Source organism: Speluncibacter jeojiensis (assembly GCF_029589495.1).
Lineage (GTDB): Bacteria > Actinomycetota > Actinomycetes > Mycobacteriales > Mycobacteriaceae > Speluncibacter > Speluncibacter jeojiensis.
Genome location: NZ_JAAIVF010000008.1, coordinates 257,053 through 274,686, shown reverse-complemented (window position 1 = coordinate 274,686; position 17,634 = coordinate 257,053). Strand labels below are relative to the sequence as shown.

The 17,634-nt window shown below is 70.0% G+C and carries 16 protein-coding genes and 1 pseudogene; 7 read left to right on the top strand and 10 right to left on the bottom strand.

What is annotated here, in order from left to right:
* Positions 1 to 198 precede the first annotated feature (198 nt).
* Complete coding sequence (locus G4X40_RS21625) at positions 199 to 558, top strand: nuclear transport factor 2 family protein (RefSeq protein ID WP_277835694.1); 360 nt, start codon at positions 199 to 201, stop codon at positions 556 to 558.
* A 207-nt stretch (positions 559 to 765) separates the two neighbouring features.
* On the opposite strand, the pseudogene G4X40_RS21620 reads toward G4X40_RS21625, so the two are convergent.
* Positions 766 to 1,224: pseudogene (locus G4X40_RS21620) on the bottom strand (lysophospholipid acyltransferase family protein); the annotation flags it as partial.
* Between the two features lie 18 nt (positions 1,225 to 1,242).
* Between G4X40_RS21620 and G4X40_RS21615 the strand changes: the two are divergent.
* Positions 1,243 to 1,809, top strand: coding sequence for a TetR/AcrR family transcriptional regulator (locus tag G4X40_RS21615; RefSeq protein WP_277835693.1), 567 nt, complete (start codon positions 1,243 to 1,245; stop codon positions 1,807 to 1,809).
* Between the two features lie 8 nt (positions 1,810 to 1,817).
* Here the strand turns inward: G4X40_RS21615 and G4X40_RS21610 are convergent, their stop codons facing one another.
* The 5 genes from G4X40_RS21610 to G4X40_RS21590 all read right to left on the bottom strand — a co-directional run bounded on the left by G4X40_RS21610 (position 1,818) and on the right by G4X40_RS21590 (position 8,583).
* Positions 1,818 to 2,546: an SWIM zinc finger family protein gene (locus tag G4X40_RS21610; RefSeq protein ID WP_277835692.1), complete on the bottom strand. Its 729-nt coding sequence runs from the start codon at positions 2,544 to 2,546 to the stop codon at positions 1,818 to 1,820.
* Complete coding sequence (locus G4X40_RS21605; protein ID WP_277835691.1) at positions 2,543 to 5,440, bottom strand: DEAD/DEAH box helicase; 2,898 nt, start codon at positions 5,438 to 5,440, stop codon at positions 2,543 to 2,545. Before G4X40_RS21605 ends, G4X40_RS21610 begins: the two co-directional genes overlap by 4 nt.
* A 59-nt stretch (positions 5,441 to 5,499) precedes the next feature.
* Positions 5,500 to 7,065, bottom strand: a complete 1,566-nt coding sequence (locus G4X40_RS21600; RefSeq protein WP_277835690.1) for an MFS transporter — start codon at positions 7,063 to 7,065, stop codon at positions 5,500 to 5,502.
* A 28-nt stretch (positions 7,066 to 7,093) separates the two neighbouring features.
* Complete coding sequence (locus tag G4X40_RS21595; RefSeq protein WP_277835689.1) at positions 7,094 to 7,633, bottom strand: hypothetical protein; 540 nt, start codon at positions 7,631 to 7,633, stop codon at positions 7,094 to 7,096.
* A gap of 254 nt (positions 7,634 to 7,887) precedes the next feature.
* Entirely contained in the window at positions 7,888 to 8,583 is a 696-nt protein-coding gene (locus tag G4X40_RS21590; protein ID WP_277835688.1) for a hypothetical protein, read from the bottom strand.
* A gap of 282 nt (positions 8,584 to 8,865) precedes the next feature.
* Here G4X40_RS21590 and G4X40_RS21585 point away from each other — a divergent pair, with 282 nt between their 5' ends.
* The gene (locus G4X40_RS21585) at positions 8,866 to 9,501 is read left to right on the top strand and encodes a DedA family protein (RefSeq protein ID WP_277835687.1); all 636 of its coding nucleotides are present in this window, start codon (positions 8,866 to 8,868) and stop codon (positions 9,499 to 9,501) included.
* A 24-nt stretch (positions 9,502 to 9,525) separates the two neighbouring features.
* Here G4X40_RS21585 and G4X40_RS21580 read toward each other — a convergent pair whose 3' ends face one another.
* Positions 9,526 to 9,996, bottom strand: a complete 471-nt coding sequence (locus tag G4X40_RS21580) for an Lrp/AsnC family transcriptional regulator (RefSeq protein ID WP_277835686.1) — start codon at positions 9,994 to 9,996, stop codon at positions 9,526 to 9,528.
* 166 nt (positions 9,997 to 10,162) lie between these two features.
* On the opposite strand from G4X40_RS21580, the gene pdhA reads away from it, so the two are divergent.
* From pdhA to G4X40_RS21560, 4 genes are all read left to right on the top strand, one after another.
* Complete coding sequence (gene pdhA / locus G4X40_RS21575; RefSeq protein ID WP_277835685.1) at positions 10,163 to 11,287, top strand: pyruvate dehydrogenase (acetyl-transferring) E1 component subunit alpha; 1,125 nt, start codon at positions 10,163 to 10,165, stop codon at positions 11,285 to 11,287.
* A gap of 56 nt (positions 11,288 to 11,343) precedes the next feature.
* Positions 11,344 to 12,327 carry an alpha-ketoacid dehydrogenase subunit beta gene (locus tag G4X40_RS21570; protein WP_277835704.1) on the top strand — a complete coding sequence of 328 codons (984 nt, stop codon included), beginning with the start codon at positions 11,344 to 11,346 and terminating at the stop codon, positions 12,325 to 12,327.
* A gap of 51 nt (positions 12,328 to 12,378) precedes the next feature.
* Positions 12,379 to 13,683, top strand: coding sequence for a dihydrolipoamide acetyltransferase family protein (locus G4X40_RS21565; protein ID WP_277835684.1), 1,305 nt, complete (start codon positions 12,379 to 12,381; stop codon positions 13,681 to 13,683).
* 96 nt (positions 13,684 to 13,779) lie between these two features.
* Positions 13,780 to 14,514 carry an HNH endonuclease family protein gene (locus tag G4X40_RS21560; protein WP_277835683.1) on the top strand — a complete coding sequence of 245 codons (735 nt, stop codon included), beginning with the start codon at positions 13,780 to 13,782 and terminating at the stop codon, positions 14,512 to 14,514.
* Here the strand turns inward: G4X40_RS21560 and G4X40_RS21555 are convergent.
* The 3 genes from G4X40_RS21555 to G4X40_RS21545 all read right to left on the bottom strand — a co-directional run bounded on the left by G4X40_RS21555 (position 14,462) and on the right by G4X40_RS21545 (position 17,622).
* Positions 14,462 to 15,763, bottom strand: a complete 1,302-nt coding sequence (locus G4X40_RS21555; RefSeq protein WP_408642272.1) for an MFS transporter — start codon at positions 15,761 to 15,763, stop codon at positions 14,462 to 14,464. The genes G4X40_RS21560 and G4X40_RS21555 overlap by 53 nt on opposite strands.
* 93 nt (positions 15,764 to 15,856) lie before the next feature.
* Positions 15,857 to 17,290, bottom strand: coding sequence for an NAD(P)(+) transhydrogenase (Re/Si-specific) subunit beta (locus G4X40_RS21550; protein WP_277835681.1), 1,434 nt, complete (start codon positions 17,288 to 17,290; stop codon positions 15,857 to 15,859).
* The gene (locus G4X40_RS21545; RefSeq protein WP_277835680.1) at positions 17,290 to 17,622 is read right to left on the bottom strand and encodes an NAD(P) transhydrogenase subunit alpha; all 333 of its coding nucleotides are present in this window, start codon (positions 17,620 to 17,622) and stop codon (positions 17,290 to 17,292) included. The genes G4X40_RS21550 and G4X40_RS21545 overlap by 1 nt, the downstream gene beginning before the upstream one ends.
* Positions 17,623 to 17,634 lie beyond the last annotated feature (12 nt).

Below are 17,634 nucleotides of genomic sequence, written 5' to 3'. Positions count from 1 at the left end.
TCTGTTCGGTGACGGCGGGGATGGCTTCGATCAGCTGAGCGTCACTGAGCTGCCACAGCTCGGTATCGAGCAGCGCGGCGGTCTGCTCGTCACCCCTGATCTCCCCGATCCCCATGACCACACCATACGCGAACACATGTTCGATGTCATCGAATCTGGTGATGGATTGTCGGCCGCGCGACGGGTACGGTCCACGTCATGAATCATGAATTCGCGCAACGCTTTGCGGCCGAGTGGGCGGCGGACTGGAACACCCACGACCTCGACCGGATCCTGAGCCACTACACCGAAGACGTCGAGTTCACGTCACCGAAGATCGTCGAGTTCCTCGGCGACCCGTCGGGCGTCGTCCGCGGCAAGCCGGCCCTGCGCGACTACTGGACCACAGGCCTCGCACTCCTGCCCGACCTGCACTTCACAGTCGAAGACGTTCGCACCTCTCTGGATACGATCGTCATCAACTACCGCAACGAGCGCGGACACGGCGTCGCCGAGGTGCTCACGTTCCGAAACGGCCTGGTCTGCCGCGGATTCGGCGCATACGCCCCCGTCGGCTGAGCGACCCCAGGACCGTGCGTACGCGTCGACATACTCCTGGCCAGACGCGCGGCCGATAGCCCGCATCAATTCATCGGTGGCGGACCGCACTCCGCCGGCCCCTGCGCTCCGATACGGCCCCAGGTCGAACGGCGGCAGGATCTCGACCCGCACCCTCGGCCCGCGCCGGTCCTGCGGCCGGCCTCCCGTACCGGTGATCGCCACCGGAACGATCGGAACCCCCGCTGCCATTGCGACACGAACCGCGCCGGTGCGCCCCCGATACAGGCGACCGTCCGGCGAGCGAGTCCCCTCGGGGTGAATACCCCACGCGCCTCCACCCGCCACGATCCGCTTCGCCGCGTCCAGCGCGGGCGCGGCGGCGTCACCGCCCGCGCGCTCCACCGGAATCTGGCCGACCGCACGAAAGAACCAACGCCGCAGCGACGCCCGCAATCCAACGCCGTCGAAGTACTCCGCCTTGGCCAGGAAGCTCACCGGACGACCCGCAACCAGTGCCAGGTGGAACGAGTCCACCGCCGCCAGATGATTGGCCGCAAGTACCACGGCGCCATTTCTCGGGATATGGCGGCGCCCAGTCACAATGGGCCTGCCCAGGAGGTGGAGCGCAGGACCGATGAACACGAACCTGCACACGCCATATGCGACCGCTGCCCTCCATGACATAGACACTGTCTACACATCATGGAAGACAATGTCTACGTGACCCCTTCCAACATCAAGGACGCGCTGGTAGAAGCCGGCATAACGCTGCTCGAGGAAACCGGATCGCCTGACCTCGGCCTGCGCGAGATAGCACGGCGGGCGGGTGTGTCGCACGGCGCACCCCGACGGTGGTTCCCTACGCACAAGGCGCTCCTCGCGGCAATCGCCGCTGCTGGATTACGAGACCTGGAGGCAGAACTCCACAGCGACCGGACTGATCCGGTCGAGCAGATCCTCGCTTTCGCGGACGCGTACATCGACTTCGCCGTGCGCCGACCCGCGATGTTCACGCTGATGTTTCGCCACGACCTGCTCGAAGGTTCCGGCGCGGACCTCCGCGAGGTATCGCGACCACTGTTCATCCGGCTCGTCACCCTGATCGAGCGCCTCGAATCGGACCACGACGCCACCCTGTCCGCCGCGGCGCTGTGGTCGGGTCTGCACGGCATCGCCGTGCTCGCGCCCACCGGCGCTCTGGGACTGACCGTGCCCGATTTCGACTCGCGCACGCTCATCCGTCACATGGTCAGTACCGAACTCGACTGACCACCATCTCAGTCCCCCATCAACCGCCGATACAGCCCCGCCAACTCCTGTTCCCCCTCGCGCACGCCACCGCCGGCCGCGCGCAGCACGGACCGCAGCAGCATCGGATCGAGGTCTTCGGTCGCCGCCCGCGGTGCGACGCGCGGCAGGGTGGGCAGCGTCAGCTCGTCGCCGTAGAAGTCCGTCAGGTCGTCGCCGCGATCGCCGACCTCGGAGATCAGACTCTCCAGGTCGACCCCGCGCAGCGTGAGGATGTCCGCGGGCGAGACGTCCAGCCGCTCCGCGGTCAGGTAGGTCAATGCCGCGGCGTGCTTGCAGGGCCAGCCGAAATCCGGGCAGCTGCAGTCGAAGTCGAGGTCCTGCGCGTCGGTGGGCAGCAGCAACCCGCCCAGTTCGTTCGGAACGGTGCCGGAGGCCAGGGCTGCCAGCATGCCCGGCGTTCGGGTCACCTCGTCGCGGAGCTCCGCGAGTTCGTACGCATCGAACTTGCGCATCGTGAACATCGCCCGGAACGGTTCGAGCTGGCTGCCCTGCACCTCGCCGCGCACCATCCCGGGGACCACCTCGAGCGAGAGCACGCGCCCGCCGCGCGCATAGCTGCGCCCGCGCGCGAGCCTCCCGCCGTCGACGAGCCGCTCCATCACCTCGACGAGTTGCCGGCTCCACCAGGTCGACCCGAACTGGCCGCGCCGCGACCTCGCCCGCACCCCCGGGAACCCGCCCGCATGCTCGCTCATTCGGCGACCGCATCCTCGGTGAGCATCAGCAGGTCTCGCAGCGCGTCGGTGCTCAGCTCGGTCATCCAGCTCTCCCCCACCCCGACCGCAAGATCGGCCAGTTCCTGCTTGCCGGTGAGCATCTCGTCGACCCGCTCCTCCAAGGTGCCCACGCACAGCAGCTTGCGCACCTGCACATCCCTGCGCTGCCCGATCCGATACGCGCGGTCGGTGGCCTGGTTCTCCACGGCGGGGTTCCACCAGCGGTCCAGGTGCACCACGTGGTTCGCCGCGGTGAGGTTCAGCCCGGTGCCGCCGGCCTTGAGTGAGAGCACCATCACCGGTGGACCGTCCTCGGACTGGAACTCCTCGACCATGCCGTCGCGCCGCGACTTGCTCACTCCGCCGTGCAGGAACGGCACCTCGGCGAGGTCGAACCGTTCCCGGATCCACGGAACGATCAGGTCGCCGAACTCGCGGAACTGCGTGAACAACAACACCCGTTCCCCGTCGCCCAGCACACCGTCCAGAATGTCCTCGACCAGCGCCAGCTTGCCGGACCGATGCCGGCCGCGGCGCATCACCGACGAGCCGTCGCCGTGGAAGTGCGCCGGATGGTTGCACACCTGTTTGAGGCGGGTGAGCGCGGCGAGCACCGCCCCCTTGCGCTTCATCCCCTTGGCGTCCTTGATCTGTTCGAGCATCGCGTCGACGACCGCCCGGTACAGCGCGGCCTGCTCCGCGGTGAGGTTGGCGCGCACGGTCATCTCCAGCTTGTCGGGTAGGTCGGAGATCACCGTCGGGTCGGTCTTGACGCGACGCAGCACGAACGGCGCGGTGATCGCGCGCAACCGCGACACCGCGACCGCGTCGTGCTCGCGTTCGATCGGGTTGACGAACCGGGCGCGGAACGCCTGCGCGCTGCCGAGCATCCCCGGATTGCAGAAGTCCAAGATCGAGCGCAGCTCGTCGAGCCGGTTCTCGACCGGGGTGCCGGTCAGCGCGATCCGGTGCCGCGCAGGGACGGCCCGAGCGGCCCGTGCCTGCGCGGTGCCATGGTTCTTGATGTGCTGCGCCTCGTCCAGCACCACCCGGTCGAATCCGGCCTCGCACAGGTGCGCGCGGTCCTTGGCGAGCAGCGCGTAGGTGGTGATCACCAAGTCGCTCTCGGCGACCTGCGCGACGAACTCGTCGCCCGACAGCCTTCCGGTCCCATGGTGCACGAGTACCCGCAGGCCGGGCACGAACCGGGCCGCCTCGCGCTGCCAGTTGCCGACGACCGACATGGGGCACACCAGCAACGTCGGCCTGGTCTCCCGGACGCCGGCCGGCAGCTCGCGCTCGTGCGCCAGCAACGCCAGCAGCTGCACGGTCTTGCCGAGCCCCATGTCGTCGGCCAGCACGGCACCCAGCCCGAGGCCGCTCATGTAGGCGAGCCACTCGAGCCCGCGTTGCTGGTACGGGCGCAGATCCGCGCGCAGCCCCACCGGCACCGGCACCGGCTCGGGCGCGTGCGCGCCGTCGAGCAGTGCACCGAGCCAACCCGTCGCGGTGACCTCCTCGACCGGCACGGGCGGCGCCGCCGCCGAGGTCAACTCGCCGAACAGCGCCCCGAGATTGCGCGGACCGGTCGGCTGTCCTGCGACATAGCGAGCCGCCGCCGCGAGCGTGGCCGCATCCGCCTGCACCCATTCGCCGCGCAACCGGACGAGGTCGGCGTTGGCCCGCACCAGCTGCGCCATCTCCGTCGCGGTCAGCACGACATCGCCGAGCGCGAGTTCCCAGTTGTAGTCGACGATCTGATCCATGCCGACCGCCGAGATGGCACTGGAAGCCGGTGACTCCGGGGTGTCCGCTCGCAGGCGCAGCGTCGCCGACGCGCTCCAGGACCGCGGCAGCAATACCCGCACGCCCGCCGCCTGCAGCGCTTCCGCGCCATAGGTCATCAGATCGGTGACCACAGCGACCGGCAGCAGCAGGTCCATCGAATCAGGGTCTCGCGGCACCTCCTGCAGCCGCGGATAGGCGGTCAGCGCCTTGCTCAGTTGCCGCACCGCGATCCTGATGGCGTGTGGGTCCGGCACGCGGAGTGAAACCGATACCGGCGCTTGGCCTTCCGCACACAGGCACACCTCGAGCCGCCACGGGGAGTCGTCGACCAGCACCAGCTCGTCCGCATCGTCGGGCTCGACCAGCCGCAGCACGAGTTCGGGCTCGCCCGCGCGCAACGATTCCCGCCACTTCTCCAGCGCCGACGCGACCGGTCCGCCCACCCCGGCGAATTCCTCCTCGGTCACCAGCGCGCGCAGCAGCGCGTCGTCCGGTGACGGCTCCTCCGGCCCTGGATCCGCCCAGATCCGGAGCCGCGCGAGCGGATCGGTCAACTCGGCGACGAAGTCCTCGAGCACCACCATCGGCTGCGTCAACTGCGGACCGCGCAGCACCGGCGGCATGACCGCGGCCAACTCCGCGAGCCAGGCACGTTGCGGCTCACCGCCGACCAGCCGCCACCGGGCGTACCACTCGTCGTCGGCCCGGTACAGTTCCGGCACCACCCGGCCGGCCTGTACCCAGCGGTCGAGGCCGCGCAGCACATGCACGAGGTAGCGCAGGTCGGGGCCCAGCGACGGATCCCGTGGGTCGAGCTCGCCGAGGACGCCGGCCGCAGTAAGCGGCGCGCACGCGATCGCGGGGACCGAGACCCGCCGCACAGCGTGCCCGTCCGACGCCCCGCCGTCCGCCGCCGCGTCGCCGAGCACGCCGACCTCCGCGCGCCGGCGCAACCGCCGATCCCCACGCGGAACTCCCAGCCGGGCGCCCACCGCGGCCGCGAAGGCCTCCTCATCGTGACCCCACAACTGCAGGCCCCTGCCGGGTGTCCACAGGCCGTGCAGCCGGGTGTCGAGGTCGGTCACCGGACCACCGTACCGACGTCGGCCGACAGGTGCCGCTCACCGAACTCGCGCGACACCGCTCAGGCGGCTCGTGCCCGAGCCGCGATCCGGCTCTCCTGCCAGGCGGCGACGGCGGTCACCCCGGCCGCCAGGAATATCAGCACCGCCGACACCAGCAACGCGGTGTCCAGGCCGTCGTGGAACGCCGAGTATGTCGCGTGGATGACCTTGTTCACGATGGGCCCGTAGGCCGCCGAGGCCGCCTGGTCGCCGCCGGCAGGGACCGTGCCCTTCTCGATCGCGTCGATGATGATCGACTGGAAGTTCCCCGGGATGCCCAGTTGGTCGAGCCGTCCGGTCAGCCCGGCGGTCAGGTGCGAGTTGACGAGGCTGCCCAGCGCCGCCACCCCGATCACCGCGCCGACCTGCCGCATCGTGTTCGTCGCGGCCGCGGCCATGCCCGAGTGCGCGGCCGGCACACCGCCGAGCACCGCCGACGTCAACGGGACCACCGCGGTCCCGAACCCCAGCCCGGCGATCGCCAGCGTGATCGCCAGCGGGCCGAACGACGGATTCATGCTCAGGTTCGCGCGGGTCAGCAGGATCCCGACGGCGCCGATCACGCACCCGGTCATCATCGGCGTGGCCGCGTGGCTGCGCGCCACCCAGCGGCCGGTCAGCAGCGCGCCGATGACGATTGCCGCGGCCATCGGCGAGAACACCGCGGCCGTGCGCCACCCCGAATACCCGACCACCTCCTGCAGGTACAGCGCGGTGAAGAAGAAGATCGAGAAGATGCCGAAGTACACGGCGAACGCGACCACCAGCGCGCTGCTGACGATGGGCCGTTTGAGATACCGGAAGTCGACCATGGGGTTCGGCACCCGGCGCTCGACCAGGATGAACACCAACAGTCCGGCCCCGCCGATCACGAACAGCGCGATCACCCAGGGCGCGCTGTAGCCGGCGTTCTCGCCGAAGATCCCCGCGAAGATCACGCAGCCCAGGAACAGCGAACCGAAGACGAACCCGAACAGGTCCACCGGGCCGGGCTGCGGATCGGCGCTGTCCGGCACGAACTTGAGCGCGGCGAGCACCAGTGCGGCGCCGAGAGCGACGTTGAACCAGAACACCGCACGCCAGTCGAACGCGCCGACCAGCAGACCGCCGATGACCGGGCCCAGCGCCAGTGACAGCCCGGACACCGCGGCCCACGCGCCGAGCGCGCGCGCCCGCAGTCGCCGGTCCGGGTAGATGTGCCGGATCACCGACAGCGTGCCCGGCTCGGACGCGGCCGCGCCGATACCCATGATCGCGCGGCCGGCGATCAGCATGCCGACCCCAGGGGCGACCGCGGCGACCACCGAGCCGGCACAGAAGATCACCATCCCGCCGACCATGACCTTCTTGCGGCCCCACCGGTCACCGAGCGATCCGGCGGTGAGCATCAGGCTGGCGAACACCAGCGTGTAGGCGTTCACGACCCACTGCAGCGCGATGACCCCGGCGTGCAGGTCCGACTGCACGTTGCCGAGGGTGACGCTGACGACGGTGGTGTCGAGGAAGGTCAGGAACAGGACCGCGCACACCGTTCCGAGGGCAGCCCGGTCGGCCGCCGTCGCCCTCGGCGCTGCAGTGTCGCCCATGGTGCCCCTCCCGGTACGGCTGCGAGGGTCAGCGCGGTGCCGGCGCCGGTGCCGGCGCGGACGCCCCCTGGCAGACGGCGGGCGGGTTGCCCTCGAGTGTCAGCAGGTTGCAGAACGTGACCTGGGAGACCTTCCACTGCCCGTCGACCTCGGTGGCCCAGCCGGTCTGGTCCTTGAGCGCGGGCTGCCCGTTGATCGACACCGTGTACACGACGGTCGCCCGGCCGGGGGCGACCACGTCGACCGAGGACACCGCCGCGGTGGTGCCCTTGGCCATCGCCGAATCGGCCTGCGCGTTGATGGTGTCTGCGAAGGCCTGTCCGTTCTCGAGCAGCGACATCTTCTTCTGCGCATCGGTGGTGCCGTCGAAGAAGGCCACATACGCGTCGGTGACGGCCTTGGTCGTCGCGGCGTCGGCGCCGGCGGCGGGCGCCCCGGCCGGCACGGTCGTGGTCGCAGCAGCCGTCGTGGTCGGGCTCGAAGAATTGTTCGAACTGCCGCATCCGGCGCCCAAAACGACCACCGCAGCGGCGATCCCGACCATCGCGGCGGCCCGCCTGCCGGACATGCGGGGTGTCGTGGTGTGGGGAGATGACGAAACGGTCATGGCACGCCCTTCCGGAAGGCGGCCGGTCCCGAGCACGCCCACCTGATCGCGAACTGAACTCGTCGTTTGTTGTTCCCTGGTAAGTGTTCTACGCCCGCATGCACCGGAATGTCCGGCTGTTGACCGAATCGGACACTTCCCGCACCCGGCGGACACACGCGAGCGGCCCACCCGAGTCGGTCGACTCGGATGGGCCGCGGGGTGACCGGCTGTCGTTACTTCTTGGCCGGGTCGTTGAGCTTCTGCTGGAAGGTGGGGAGGTTGGCGAGGCCGGAGCCCAGGCCGCCGATCACGGTGCCGGCCAGCGAGGCACCCGAGCCGAGCAGCAGCGCACCGCCGACGCAGCCGGCGATCGGGCCCGCACCGAACAGCAGCGCGGCCGGCGCGGACACGGTGGCGCCGACGGCCGCACCGAGCAGGCAACCGCCGACGATGCCGGCCGCGGCACCGACGAAGCCACCGATCTGTGCGGTGAGGCCGATCGGGTCCTTGATGGCCGACACGGCGGAGTTGAGGTCCACCTGGTGCAGGTTGGAGTACTTCGACGCCGGCTTGGCCTTCGAGGCGTCCTTGCTGGGAGTCAGGGTCGCGGCGTTGCCGTCGATCTCGGCGGAGACCGGGAACTGCTTGCCGTCGTTGATGTACGACAACGGAACCGAGGCGACGACCGCACCGGCGGCGTTGCGGACGACGAACTGTCCGTTCTCGGTGCTGAGCTTTCCGGAGTCGGTGTTGACGATGACGTGGTCGCCGTCGCGGGTGAGCTTCCAGTTCAGCGCGTGAGCATCGGCCTGCACCGCACTCTGCCCGGGCTGCGGCGCCTGGACCGGCACGGCGTTGGCTGTTCCGGCGGCGATGCCCGTCGCGGCGATCACCAGCGCCGACGTCACGGCGAACTTGCGGATCTTCATCGTGTCCTTTTCCGTTTCTGCGAGCGGGTACGTAGGTCTCGGGTCGGCCCGAGGGAGTCTGCGACGGGATCGGGAGGGCGAAACCCACCGCGGCGCAATCTGTCTCGTCCTGATCGAGCCGAGGAGTACGGTGCTCGGGAAAAGTGAACAATCGGGTGCACTTCGGTGACGAACCGTCGATGACTCGGGGAACAAGTCGCGAGTTCCGCCCGATTCGCGCCACCGGCGACGGTTCCGGGGTCCGCACGGTGACGCCGGTCACCGACCGGTAGCGTTCAGCGCATGCTCGAGCGGGCCGCGGACTGGCTACTGGCGCTTCCTGCCTGGCTCGTGCTGCTCGTGACGTTCCTGCTGCCCGCCCTCGAGGCCTCGACCTTCCTGGGCCTGGTGGTCCCCGGCGAGACCGCGGTCTTCGTGGCGGGGGTCGCGGCGTCGGACGGGATCGTCCCGCTGTGGGCGGTCGTCGCCGTCGCGACGGCCGGCGCGATCGTCGGCGACGCGGCGGGCTACGCCGTCGGGAACCGCTGGGGCGAGCGGGCACTCGGACGCATCCCCACCCGGCTGGTGTCCGCCGCCCAGATCGAACGGGCGGAGTCCCTGCTGCGTCGCCGCGGCACCGTGACGGTGATCCTGGGCCGGCAGGTGGGCACCGTCCGCTCGCTCGTCCCCGGTCTCGCCGGGGCGTCCGGGGTTTCGCCGCGCCGATTCCTGACGGCCAATGCCGTTGGCGCGCTGCTGTTCGCGCTGACCGCGGGCTGTGTCGGATTCCTGGCGGGCCGGTCGTACCGCGCCGTCGAGCACCGCATCGGCTGGGTCTCGGACGTGGTCGCCGCGGTGGTCGTCGTCGGCCTCGTCGCCCTGTGGGTGCGAGCGCGCCGACGCGACCGCGCCCGACCACCGGACCCGCCGGACGACTGACAGATCGGTTGTGCCGGGCTGCGTTCAGTCGCCCGCGAGCGCCTCGAGCAGCGGGACCATCCGGGGCGGCACCAGCTCCTGCATCACCAGCGCCATGTTGGTCCGCTCCACACCCGGGATCTTCAGCACCGCACCGGTCACCCGGTAGAGGTCGTCGGTGTCGCGTGCCACCACCCGCACGGACAGATCGGTCAGCCCGGTCATCCCGTTGACCTCGACGACCTCGGGGATGGCCGCCAGCGCATCGACCACCCGATCGAGCTGGTGCTGGTCGACCCGGGTGGCGATGAACGCCGACAGCGGATACCCGAGAGAACGGGGATCGACCCGACGCTCGAAGCCGGCCAGCGCCCCCTCGGCCTCCCAGCGCGCGAGCCGCGCCTGCACGGTGTTGCGTGAGACGCCCACCCGTTCGGCGAGTTCGACCCCGCTGGCCCTGGGGCGCCGCGACAGTTCGAGCAACAGTCGCGCATCGGTGGCATCGAACTTGGTCATGTGACGCAGTATGACACGGTCTGACCCCCTGATTCTGTGCACTTTGACCAACCGGAACGTGATCACTTGCGCAGCTGACGTAACCGTGGATGCTGTGAGGTAGGACACGTCATCGCCTCGATCGGCGCCACGAGCGCCGTGCGGGGCCGCCGAGAGGGAGGCCACGGTGACCATCGACACCGGTCGCCCGGTACACGCCGGAGCACCCGACAGATTCAATCTCGCCGTGCAGCTGATCCAGCCCGACGGGCAACGGGTCCACCACCCCGACTTCTCCTCGCTGGTCGCCGACGTCGGGCCCGAGCAACTGCTCGACCTGTACGAGGACCTCGTCGTCACCCGGCGCATCGACCACGAGGCCACCGCGCTGCAACGCCAGGGCGAACTGGTGCTGTGGGCGTCCTACGAGGGGCAGGAGGCTGCGCAGGTCGGCTCGGTCCGGGCCCTGCATCCGGACGACTACCTGTTCATCACCTATCGGGAGTCCGCGGTCGCGCACTGCCGCGGCGTCGACCCGGCCCGGATGATGCGACTGTGGCGCGGCGTCGGCAAGGCCGGCTGGGATCCCGACGAGCTGCACATGACCAACCCCGCCATCATCATCGGCGCGCAGACCCTGCACGCCACCGGATATGCCCTGGGTACCCAGCTCGACGGCGCCACGACCGCCACCGTGGCCTACTTCGGCGACGGCGCCACCAGCGAGGGCGACGTCAGCGAGGCACTGGTGTTCGCGGCGTCGTGGGACGCGCCGGTCATCTTCTTCTGCCAGAACAACCAGTTCGCGATCAGCGAGCCGGTGCGACTGCAGACGCCGACACCGATCGCCCAGCGCGCGTTGGGTTTCGGCATCCCGAGTGTGCGCGTCGACGGCAACGACGCGCTCGCGGTCCTGGCGGTGACCCGCTGGGCCGCGGCGCGCGCCTACGAGGGCAGCGGGCCGACGTTCATCGAGGCGGTCACCTACCGGATGGGCCCACACACCACCTCCGACGATCCCACCCGGTACCGCGTCGCCGCCGAGACGGAGCTGTGGAAGGCGCGCGACCCCATCGACCGGGTGCGCCGGCTGCTCGAACGCGAGGGCCGCCTCGACGATGCGGCCGTCCGGCGGGTCCAGGCCAGCGCCGACCACACGGCCGCCCGGTTGCGTGACGCGGCCCGGTCACTGCCGGTCCCGGAGCCGCTGAGCCTGTTCGACAACGTCTACGTCGATCCGCACCCGCTGGTCGACGACGAACGAGAGCAGTACCGCCGCTATCTGGCGCGCTGGGAGGAGGTCGGATCATGAGCACCGCCACGATCGACGTCGCCGACACCGGTTCGGGTTCCGCCGGACCCACCCGGATGACGCTCTGCCAGTCGTTGAACGCCGGCCTGCGCCGCGCCATGGAACGCGACGACAAGGTCGTCCTGCTCGGCGAGGACATCGGCACCCTCGGCGGGGTCTTCCGCGTCACCGACGGACTGCAGAAGGACTTCGGCGACCGCCGCGTCATCGACACCCCACTCGCCGAATCCGGCATCGTGGGAACGGCATTCGGCCTGGCGCTGCGCGGCTACCGTCCGGTCTGCGAGATCCAGTTCGACGGCTTCATCTACCCGGCCTTCGACCAGATCGTGTCGCAGGTCGCGAAGATCCGGCACCGCACAGACGGCCTGGTGAGCATGCCGCTGACCATCCGGGTCCCGTTCGGCGGCGGCATCGGTGCGGTCGAGCACCATTCGGAGTCCCCCGAGGCCTACTTCGCGCACACCGCGGGACTGCGCGTGGTCAGCCCGAGCACGCCGGCGGATGCGTTCGTGATGATCCAGCAGGCGATCGCGAGCCCCGACCCGGTCATCTTCTTCGAACCCAAGCGGCGGTACTGGGAACGCGGCCCGGTCGACACGACCGTGGACCTCGGCACTGGCCTCGACCCTGAACCGCTGCACCGCGCCCGGGTGGTGCGGTCCGGTCACGACGCCACCGTCGTCACCTACGGCGCGCTGGTCGCCACCGCACTGTCCGCGGCGGACGTCGCCGCCGAGGAGGGCACCTCGTTGGAGATCATCGACCTGAGGTCGCTGTCCCCCATCGACTTCGACACCGTCGAGGCCTCGGTCCGGCGCACCGGCAGGCTGGTGGTCGCGCACGAGGCGCCGGTGTTCCTGGGCCTGGGCGCGGAGATCGCCGCACGGATCAGTGAACGCTGCTTCTATCACCTCGAGGCCCCGGTGCTGCGGGTCGGCGGATTCGACGTTCCGTATCCGGCGGCGCGGCTCGAGGAACACCACCTGCCCGACGCCGACCGGATCCTCGACGCGGTCGACCGCACGCTGTCGGCCTGAGCCGAACCGTCCGCCTGATCCGAACCGTCCCCAGCAGAAGGGTGGTCCCTCGTGGGCAACCAGGTGTTCTTCCTCCCCGATCTCGGCGAGGGCCTGACCGAGGCCGACCTGGTGTCGTGGTCGGTCGCGGTCGGCGACCGCGTCGAGCTGAACCAGACCATTGCCGAGGTCGAGACCGCGAAGGCATTGGTGGAGCTCCCCTCCCCGTTCGCGGGGACCGTCACGCAGCTGCTGGCCGAGCCGGGATCCACCGTCGCCGTCGGCACTCCGGTCATCGCCATCGACACTCCAACCGGCACCGGCACCGGCACAGACGCCGATTCTCCGGGGCAGAACGACGACGCATCCGGCGGCGCACCGGTGCTCGTGGGGTCCGGACCACTGTCGCCGCGCCCCAGCCGGCGACGTCACCTGCAGTCGGCCACCGTACCCCGCAACGGCGACCCCGGTTCGGCGACGACGACCCCTGCGGCGCAACTGCACCCGGCCGCCAAGCCGTCGACACGCAAGCTCGCGCGCGACCTGGGCGTCGACCTGACCGTCGTCGATGGCACCGGGCCGGACGGGCTGGTCACCGACGACGACGTGCGGGCAGTCGCGAAGACTGCCGGGGCGGTGCCGGACGCGGTCGTACCGGACCGCGTCACCCCGGAACGCGAGACCCGCACGCCGATCCGCGGGGTCCGCAAACACACCGCGGACGCGGTGACCCGCAGCGCGTTCACCGCACCGCACGTCACCGAGTTCCTCACCGTCGACGTGACCGCCGCCGTCGAGCTGCTGCGGGACCTGCGGGACACCCCGTCGTACGCGGGGCTGCACGCCACACCGCTCGCGCTGGTCGCCCGGGTGCTGCTGCTGGCCCTGCGCGCTCATCCGGAACTGAACGCCACCTGGGACGGCGAGCGCTGCGAGATCGTCACCAAGCACTACGTGAACCTCGGCATCGCGGTCGCGGGCCCACGTGGGCTGACGGTGCCCAACATCAAGGACGCGCACCTGCTGGGACTGCGCGAGCTGTGCCGCGAGCTCGACGACCTGGCCGAGACCGCGCGGTCGGGAAAGACCACGCCCGCAGCGCTTTCCGGCGGCACCGTCACCATCACCAATGTCGGGGTGTTCGGTGTCGACGCCGGCACCCCGATCCTGACACCGGGTGAGGCAGCGATCCTGTGCCTCGGCGCGATCCGGCAACGGCCGTGGGTGCACCGAGGCGAGCTGGCGGTGCGGTCGGTCACCACGCTCGGGTTGTCCTTCGACCACCGGTTGGTCGACGGCGAGCAGGGGTCGCGGTTCCTCGCGGACATCGGGGCCATGCTGGAGAACCCGCTGCGCCTGGCCGACCCGGACTGCTGACCCGACCGGACCACACCGAACGACCGGAATCCCGCGCCGTTGTCGGTGTCGTCGGGCACACTGCAGTGGACGGCCGAGGGGGATCGGGCGTTCCGGATGTCGGGGGGAACCATGGCCGGATGGCTGTCGGGTGGGCGGGTGCGGGTAGTGGCTGCGGCGGCGCTGGCGCTGACCGTGCTGGCGGGATGTTCGGTGGTGCATCTGCGTTCGAGCGAACCGGCACCGGGCAGCCCCACCCGCGTGCAGGTCGAGGCGCTGCTGGGCCGCGTGCGGGTCGTCGCGACGCGCGAGCACCGGCCCGGATACCAGCGCAAGTGCAGCGGTGATCAGGGATGCGTGTTCGGTCCGGCCTGGACCGACGACAGCGATGCGCCCGGCGCGCACGACGGCTGCGACACCCGCAACAACGTGCTGGCCCGGTCCATGACCGCGGTGACCTATCGGCCGGGCACCCGCAACTGCGTGGTGCTCACCGGCCGGCTCGCCGACCCGTATTCGGGGACGACGATCGACTTCCGCAAACGCGAGGCCGCGGTGGTGCAGATCGACCACGTCTATCCGCTGGCCGCCGCCTGGGACATGGGCGCCTGGCGGTGGGACCTGCCGCGGCGCATCCGGTTCGCCAACGATCTGGACTACAACCTGCTGGCCGTGCGCGGCAGCGACAACCAGGACAAGCGCGACCACACCCCCGCCGACTGGCTGCCGCCCAACCGGGCGTATCGCTGTTTCTACGCCGGCAAGTTCCTCACCGTGGCCGTCACCTACGACCTGCCGATCACCGACGGTGATCGTCGTGCGCTGGCGGGGGTGGCCCGTGGGTGCCGCTGACGCGGCCATCGCCCGCGGGGTCCGGCCCGGCTTCGGAACCGCCCTCTGCGGTGTGTGCCGCCGACTGCTCCGGCACGACCAGGGTCTCGGGCGCACGCAGCCACGCCGGCAGCGCGAGCAGCGAGATCGCGCCGGTCACCGCGAACGCCGCGGCGTACGACACGTGCTCGGCCAGCGCCCCGGCCAGGATCGGGCCGGCGATCGCACCGACGTCGGACATCATCTGGAATCCGGCCAGCACGGTCCCCCCACTGCGGCGGGATCCGATCACGTCGGCGACCGCGGCCTGCTGCGGCGGGTTCAGCAGCCCGGACCCGAGCCCGGCGACGGTCGAGACGATCAGGAACGGGGCCACCGATTCACTCAAACCGAGCGCGGCCGTGGCGATTCCGGTGATCAGCAGGCCCGTGAGCACCAGCGGTTTGCGGCCCCGCACATCCGCCCACCGGCCGCCGAGCGTCAGCGCCACCGCGTTGCCGACGGAGAAGGCAGCCAGGCTCAGTCCGGCGAGCCCCGGACCGCCGCCGAAGGCCGTGACGAACAGCGGCACCAGCGCAACCCGCACCCCCAGCGCCGACCAGCCGTTCGCGAAGTTGGAGCCGAGCGCGGCGCGATAGGTGCGGTGCGCCAACGCTTCCCGCACGGTCATCGCAGCATGCGCGGCGCCCTGCCCGGCCGGCTTGCCGCCGACGTCACGCAGTTGGAGGTAGACGACGGCCATCGCGATCAGCAGCGCCACCGCGTACACCAGGAACGGCACCGCCATGCCGAGCCCCGCGAGCAGGCCGCCGATGATCGGCCCGCCGATGCCGCCGAGCAGGAACGCGGTCGCGTACAGTCCGTTGACCCGCCCGCGGGCGCGCACCGGCGCCAGCCGGACCAGCAGTCCCATCGCCGAAACCGTGAACATCGTCGAGCCGATGCCGCCGAGTCCGCGAAAGACCAGCAGTTGCCAGTAGGACTGCGCGAACGCGCAGGCCCCGGTCGAGCAGGCGACGATGAACAGCCCGGTCAGATACGTGGGGCGTTCACCGAGCAGGTGGACGAGCCGTCCGCTGACCGGGGCGAACACCAACCGGCAGAACGCGAACGCGCTGATGATCACCGATGCCCCGGTCACGCCGACGTCGAAGCTGCGCGCGTACTCCGGCAGTACCGGCGCGATCAGGCCGTAGCCGACCGCGATGACGAAGGCGGCCGCCACCAGCACCCAGATCTGGCGCGGCACCGTCGGCCGTGGGGTCGTCATCATCGAGTCCCCTCCTCCCGAAAGACGAGTGTGCACCTGCCGACGTCGCCACAGGGTGGATACGACGGCAGGTGCACACGCGCCGGGATCAGATCAGAGGGCTTTGAGTTCCTCGGTGACCTCGCCGACCATCTTCTTCGCATCGCCGAACAACATCGACGTCTGCGCCGCCGTGAACAGCGGGTTGTCGATACCGGCGTAGCCCGACGACATCGAGCGCTTGAGCACGATGACCGACTTCGACTGGTCGACGTTGAGGATCGGCATCCCGTAGATCGGGCTGGACGAGTCCAACCGCGCGGCCGGATTGGTGACGTCGTTGGCACCGATGACGACCGTGACATCGGTACGGCCGAACTCGCCGTTGATGTCGTCCATTTCCTTCATCGCGTCGTACTCGACGTCGGCCTCGGCCAGGAGCACGTTCATGTGTCCGGGCATGCGGCCGGCGACCGGGTGGATCGCGTACTTGACCTCGACGCCGCGCTCCTCGAGCAACGACGCCATCTCCTTGACCGCGTGCTGCGCCTGCGCGACCGCCAGGCCGTAGCCCGGCACGACGATGACCTGGTTGGCGTACGCCATCTGGATCGCCGCATCCGCCGCCGAGGTGGCCTTCACGGCGCCGCCCGAGGCCGACATCCCTGCGGCGCCGGCGTCGTCGCCGCCGCCGAAGGAACCGAAGATGATCGCGGGGATCGACCGGTTCATGGCCTTGGCCATGAGGTTGGTCAGGATCGAACCGGACGCGCCGACGATCATGCCGGCGACGATCATCGCCTGGTTGTTCAGCGCCAGGCCCGCGGCCGCGGCCGACAGACCGGTCAGCGCGTTGAGCAGCGAGATCACGACCGGCATGTCGGCGCCGCCGATCGGCAGCACCACGAACAGGCCCATGATGCCGGCGGCGAGGAGCAGGCCGCCGATCCACAGCGCGGACGTGGGCTCGTGCGTCGGGTTGGCGTTGATGCCGATGTAGATCGCGATACCGATCGACACGACCGCGAGGATCATGTTCGCCAGCTGGAAGGCCTTCGCAGCGGCGACGACCTTCTTCTCGAAGTTCTTGTTCAGCAGTTCCTGCAGCTTCGCGAACGCGACCAGCGAACCCCAGAACGAGACCGAGCCGATGATCGCCGCGAACAGCGAGCCGACGATGAACGGCGCCGACGGCACCGAGTCGACCTCGGTGAAGCCCTTCGAGTTGAGGAACTCGGCCCACGCGATGAGCGCGACGGTGCCGCCGCCCACGCCGTTGAACAGCGCGACCAGCTGCGGCATCGCGGTCATCTTGGTGCGCAGCGCCGGCGGGACGCCGAGCACGACACCGACGACCAGACCCGCGACGATCAGGATCCAGTTCGAGCTGTCCCGGATGTCGATGAGCACCGCGACGACGGCGATCAGCATGCCGACCGCGGCGATGTAGTTGCCGCGCACGGCGGTCTTCGGGCCGGTCAGGCCCATCAGACCGTAGATGAACATCCCGAACGCGACGATGTACAGGATGGAAACGAGGTAACTCATCAGGCGTCAGCCCCCTTCTTGGCGGCCGAGTCCTTGACGTCCTTCTTCGGCTTGAACATGGCGAGCATCCGGTCGGTGACCACGAAGCCGCCCACGACGTTCAGCGTGCCGAAGACCAGCGCGACGAACAGGATGACCTTGATCGACCAGGGAGCGCCCGCGGGCAGGTGCCCGAGCACGACCAGCGCGCCGAGCACGACGATGCCGTGGATGGCGTTGGTGCCCGACATGAGCGGGGTGTGCAAGGTGTTGGGCACCTTGGAGATCACCGCGAACCCGACGAACCCGGCCAACACCAGGATCGCGATGTTCGCCAACAATTCGGTGTACATCTGCTGCCTTCT

Excerpts from the sequence above, each read along its gene's own strand:
- G4X40_RS21625 (WP_277835694.1), top strand. The coding sequence starts at position 199 with ATGAATCATGAATTCGCGCAACGCTTTGCGGCCGAGTGGGCGGCGGAC.
- G4X40_RS21615 (WP_277835693.1), top strand. The coding sequence starts at position 1,243 with ATGGAAGACAATGTCTACGTGACCCCTTCCAACATCAAGGACGCGCTG.
- G4X40_RS21610 (WP_277835692.1), bottom strand. The coding sequence starts at position 2,546 with ATGAGCGAGCATGCGGGCGGGTTCCCGGGGGTGCGGGCGAGGTCGCGG.
- G4X40_RS21600 (WP_277835690.1), bottom strand. The coding sequence starts at position 7,065 with ATGGGCGACACTGCAGCGCCGAGGGCGACGGCGGCCGACCGGGCTGCC.
- G4X40_RS21595 (WP_277835689.1), bottom strand. The coding sequence starts at position 7,633 with ATGTCCGGCAGGCGGGCCGCCGCGATGGTCGGGATCGCCGCTGCGGTG.
- G4X40_RS21590 (WP_277835688.1), bottom strand. The coding sequence starts at position 8,583 with ATGAAGATCCGCAAGTTCGCCGTGACGTCGGCGCTGGTGATCGCCGCG.
- G4X40_RS21585 (WP_277835687.1), top strand. The coding sequence starts at position 8,866 with ATGCTCGAGCGGGCCGCGGACTGGCTACTGGCGCTTCCTGCCTGGCTC.
- G4X40_RS21580 (WP_277835686.1), bottom strand. The coding sequence starts at position 9,996 with ATGACCAAGTTCGATGCCACCGATGCGCGACTGTTGCTCGAACTGTCG.
- G4X40_RS21570 (WP_277835704.1), top strand. The coding sequence starts at position 11,344 with ATGACGCTCTGCCAGTCGTTGAACGCCGGCCTGCGCCGCGCCATGGAA.
- G4X40_RS21560 (WP_277835683.1), top strand. The coding sequence starts at position 13,780 with ATGTCGGGGGGAACCATGGCCGGATGGCTGTCGGGTGGGCGGGTGCGG.
- G4X40_RS21555 (WP_408642272.1), bottom strand. The coding sequence starts at position 15,763 with ATGACGACCCCACGGCCGACGGTGCCGCGCCAGATCTGGGTGCTGGTG.
- G4X40_RS21550 (WP_277835681.1), bottom strand. The coding sequence starts at position 17,290 with ATGAGTTACCTCGTTTCCATCCTGTACATCGTCGCGTTCGGGATGTTC.
- G4X40_RS21545 (WP_277835680.1), bottom strand. The coding sequence starts at position 17,622 with ATGTACACCGAATTGTTGGCGAACATCGCGATCCTGGTGTTGGCCGGG.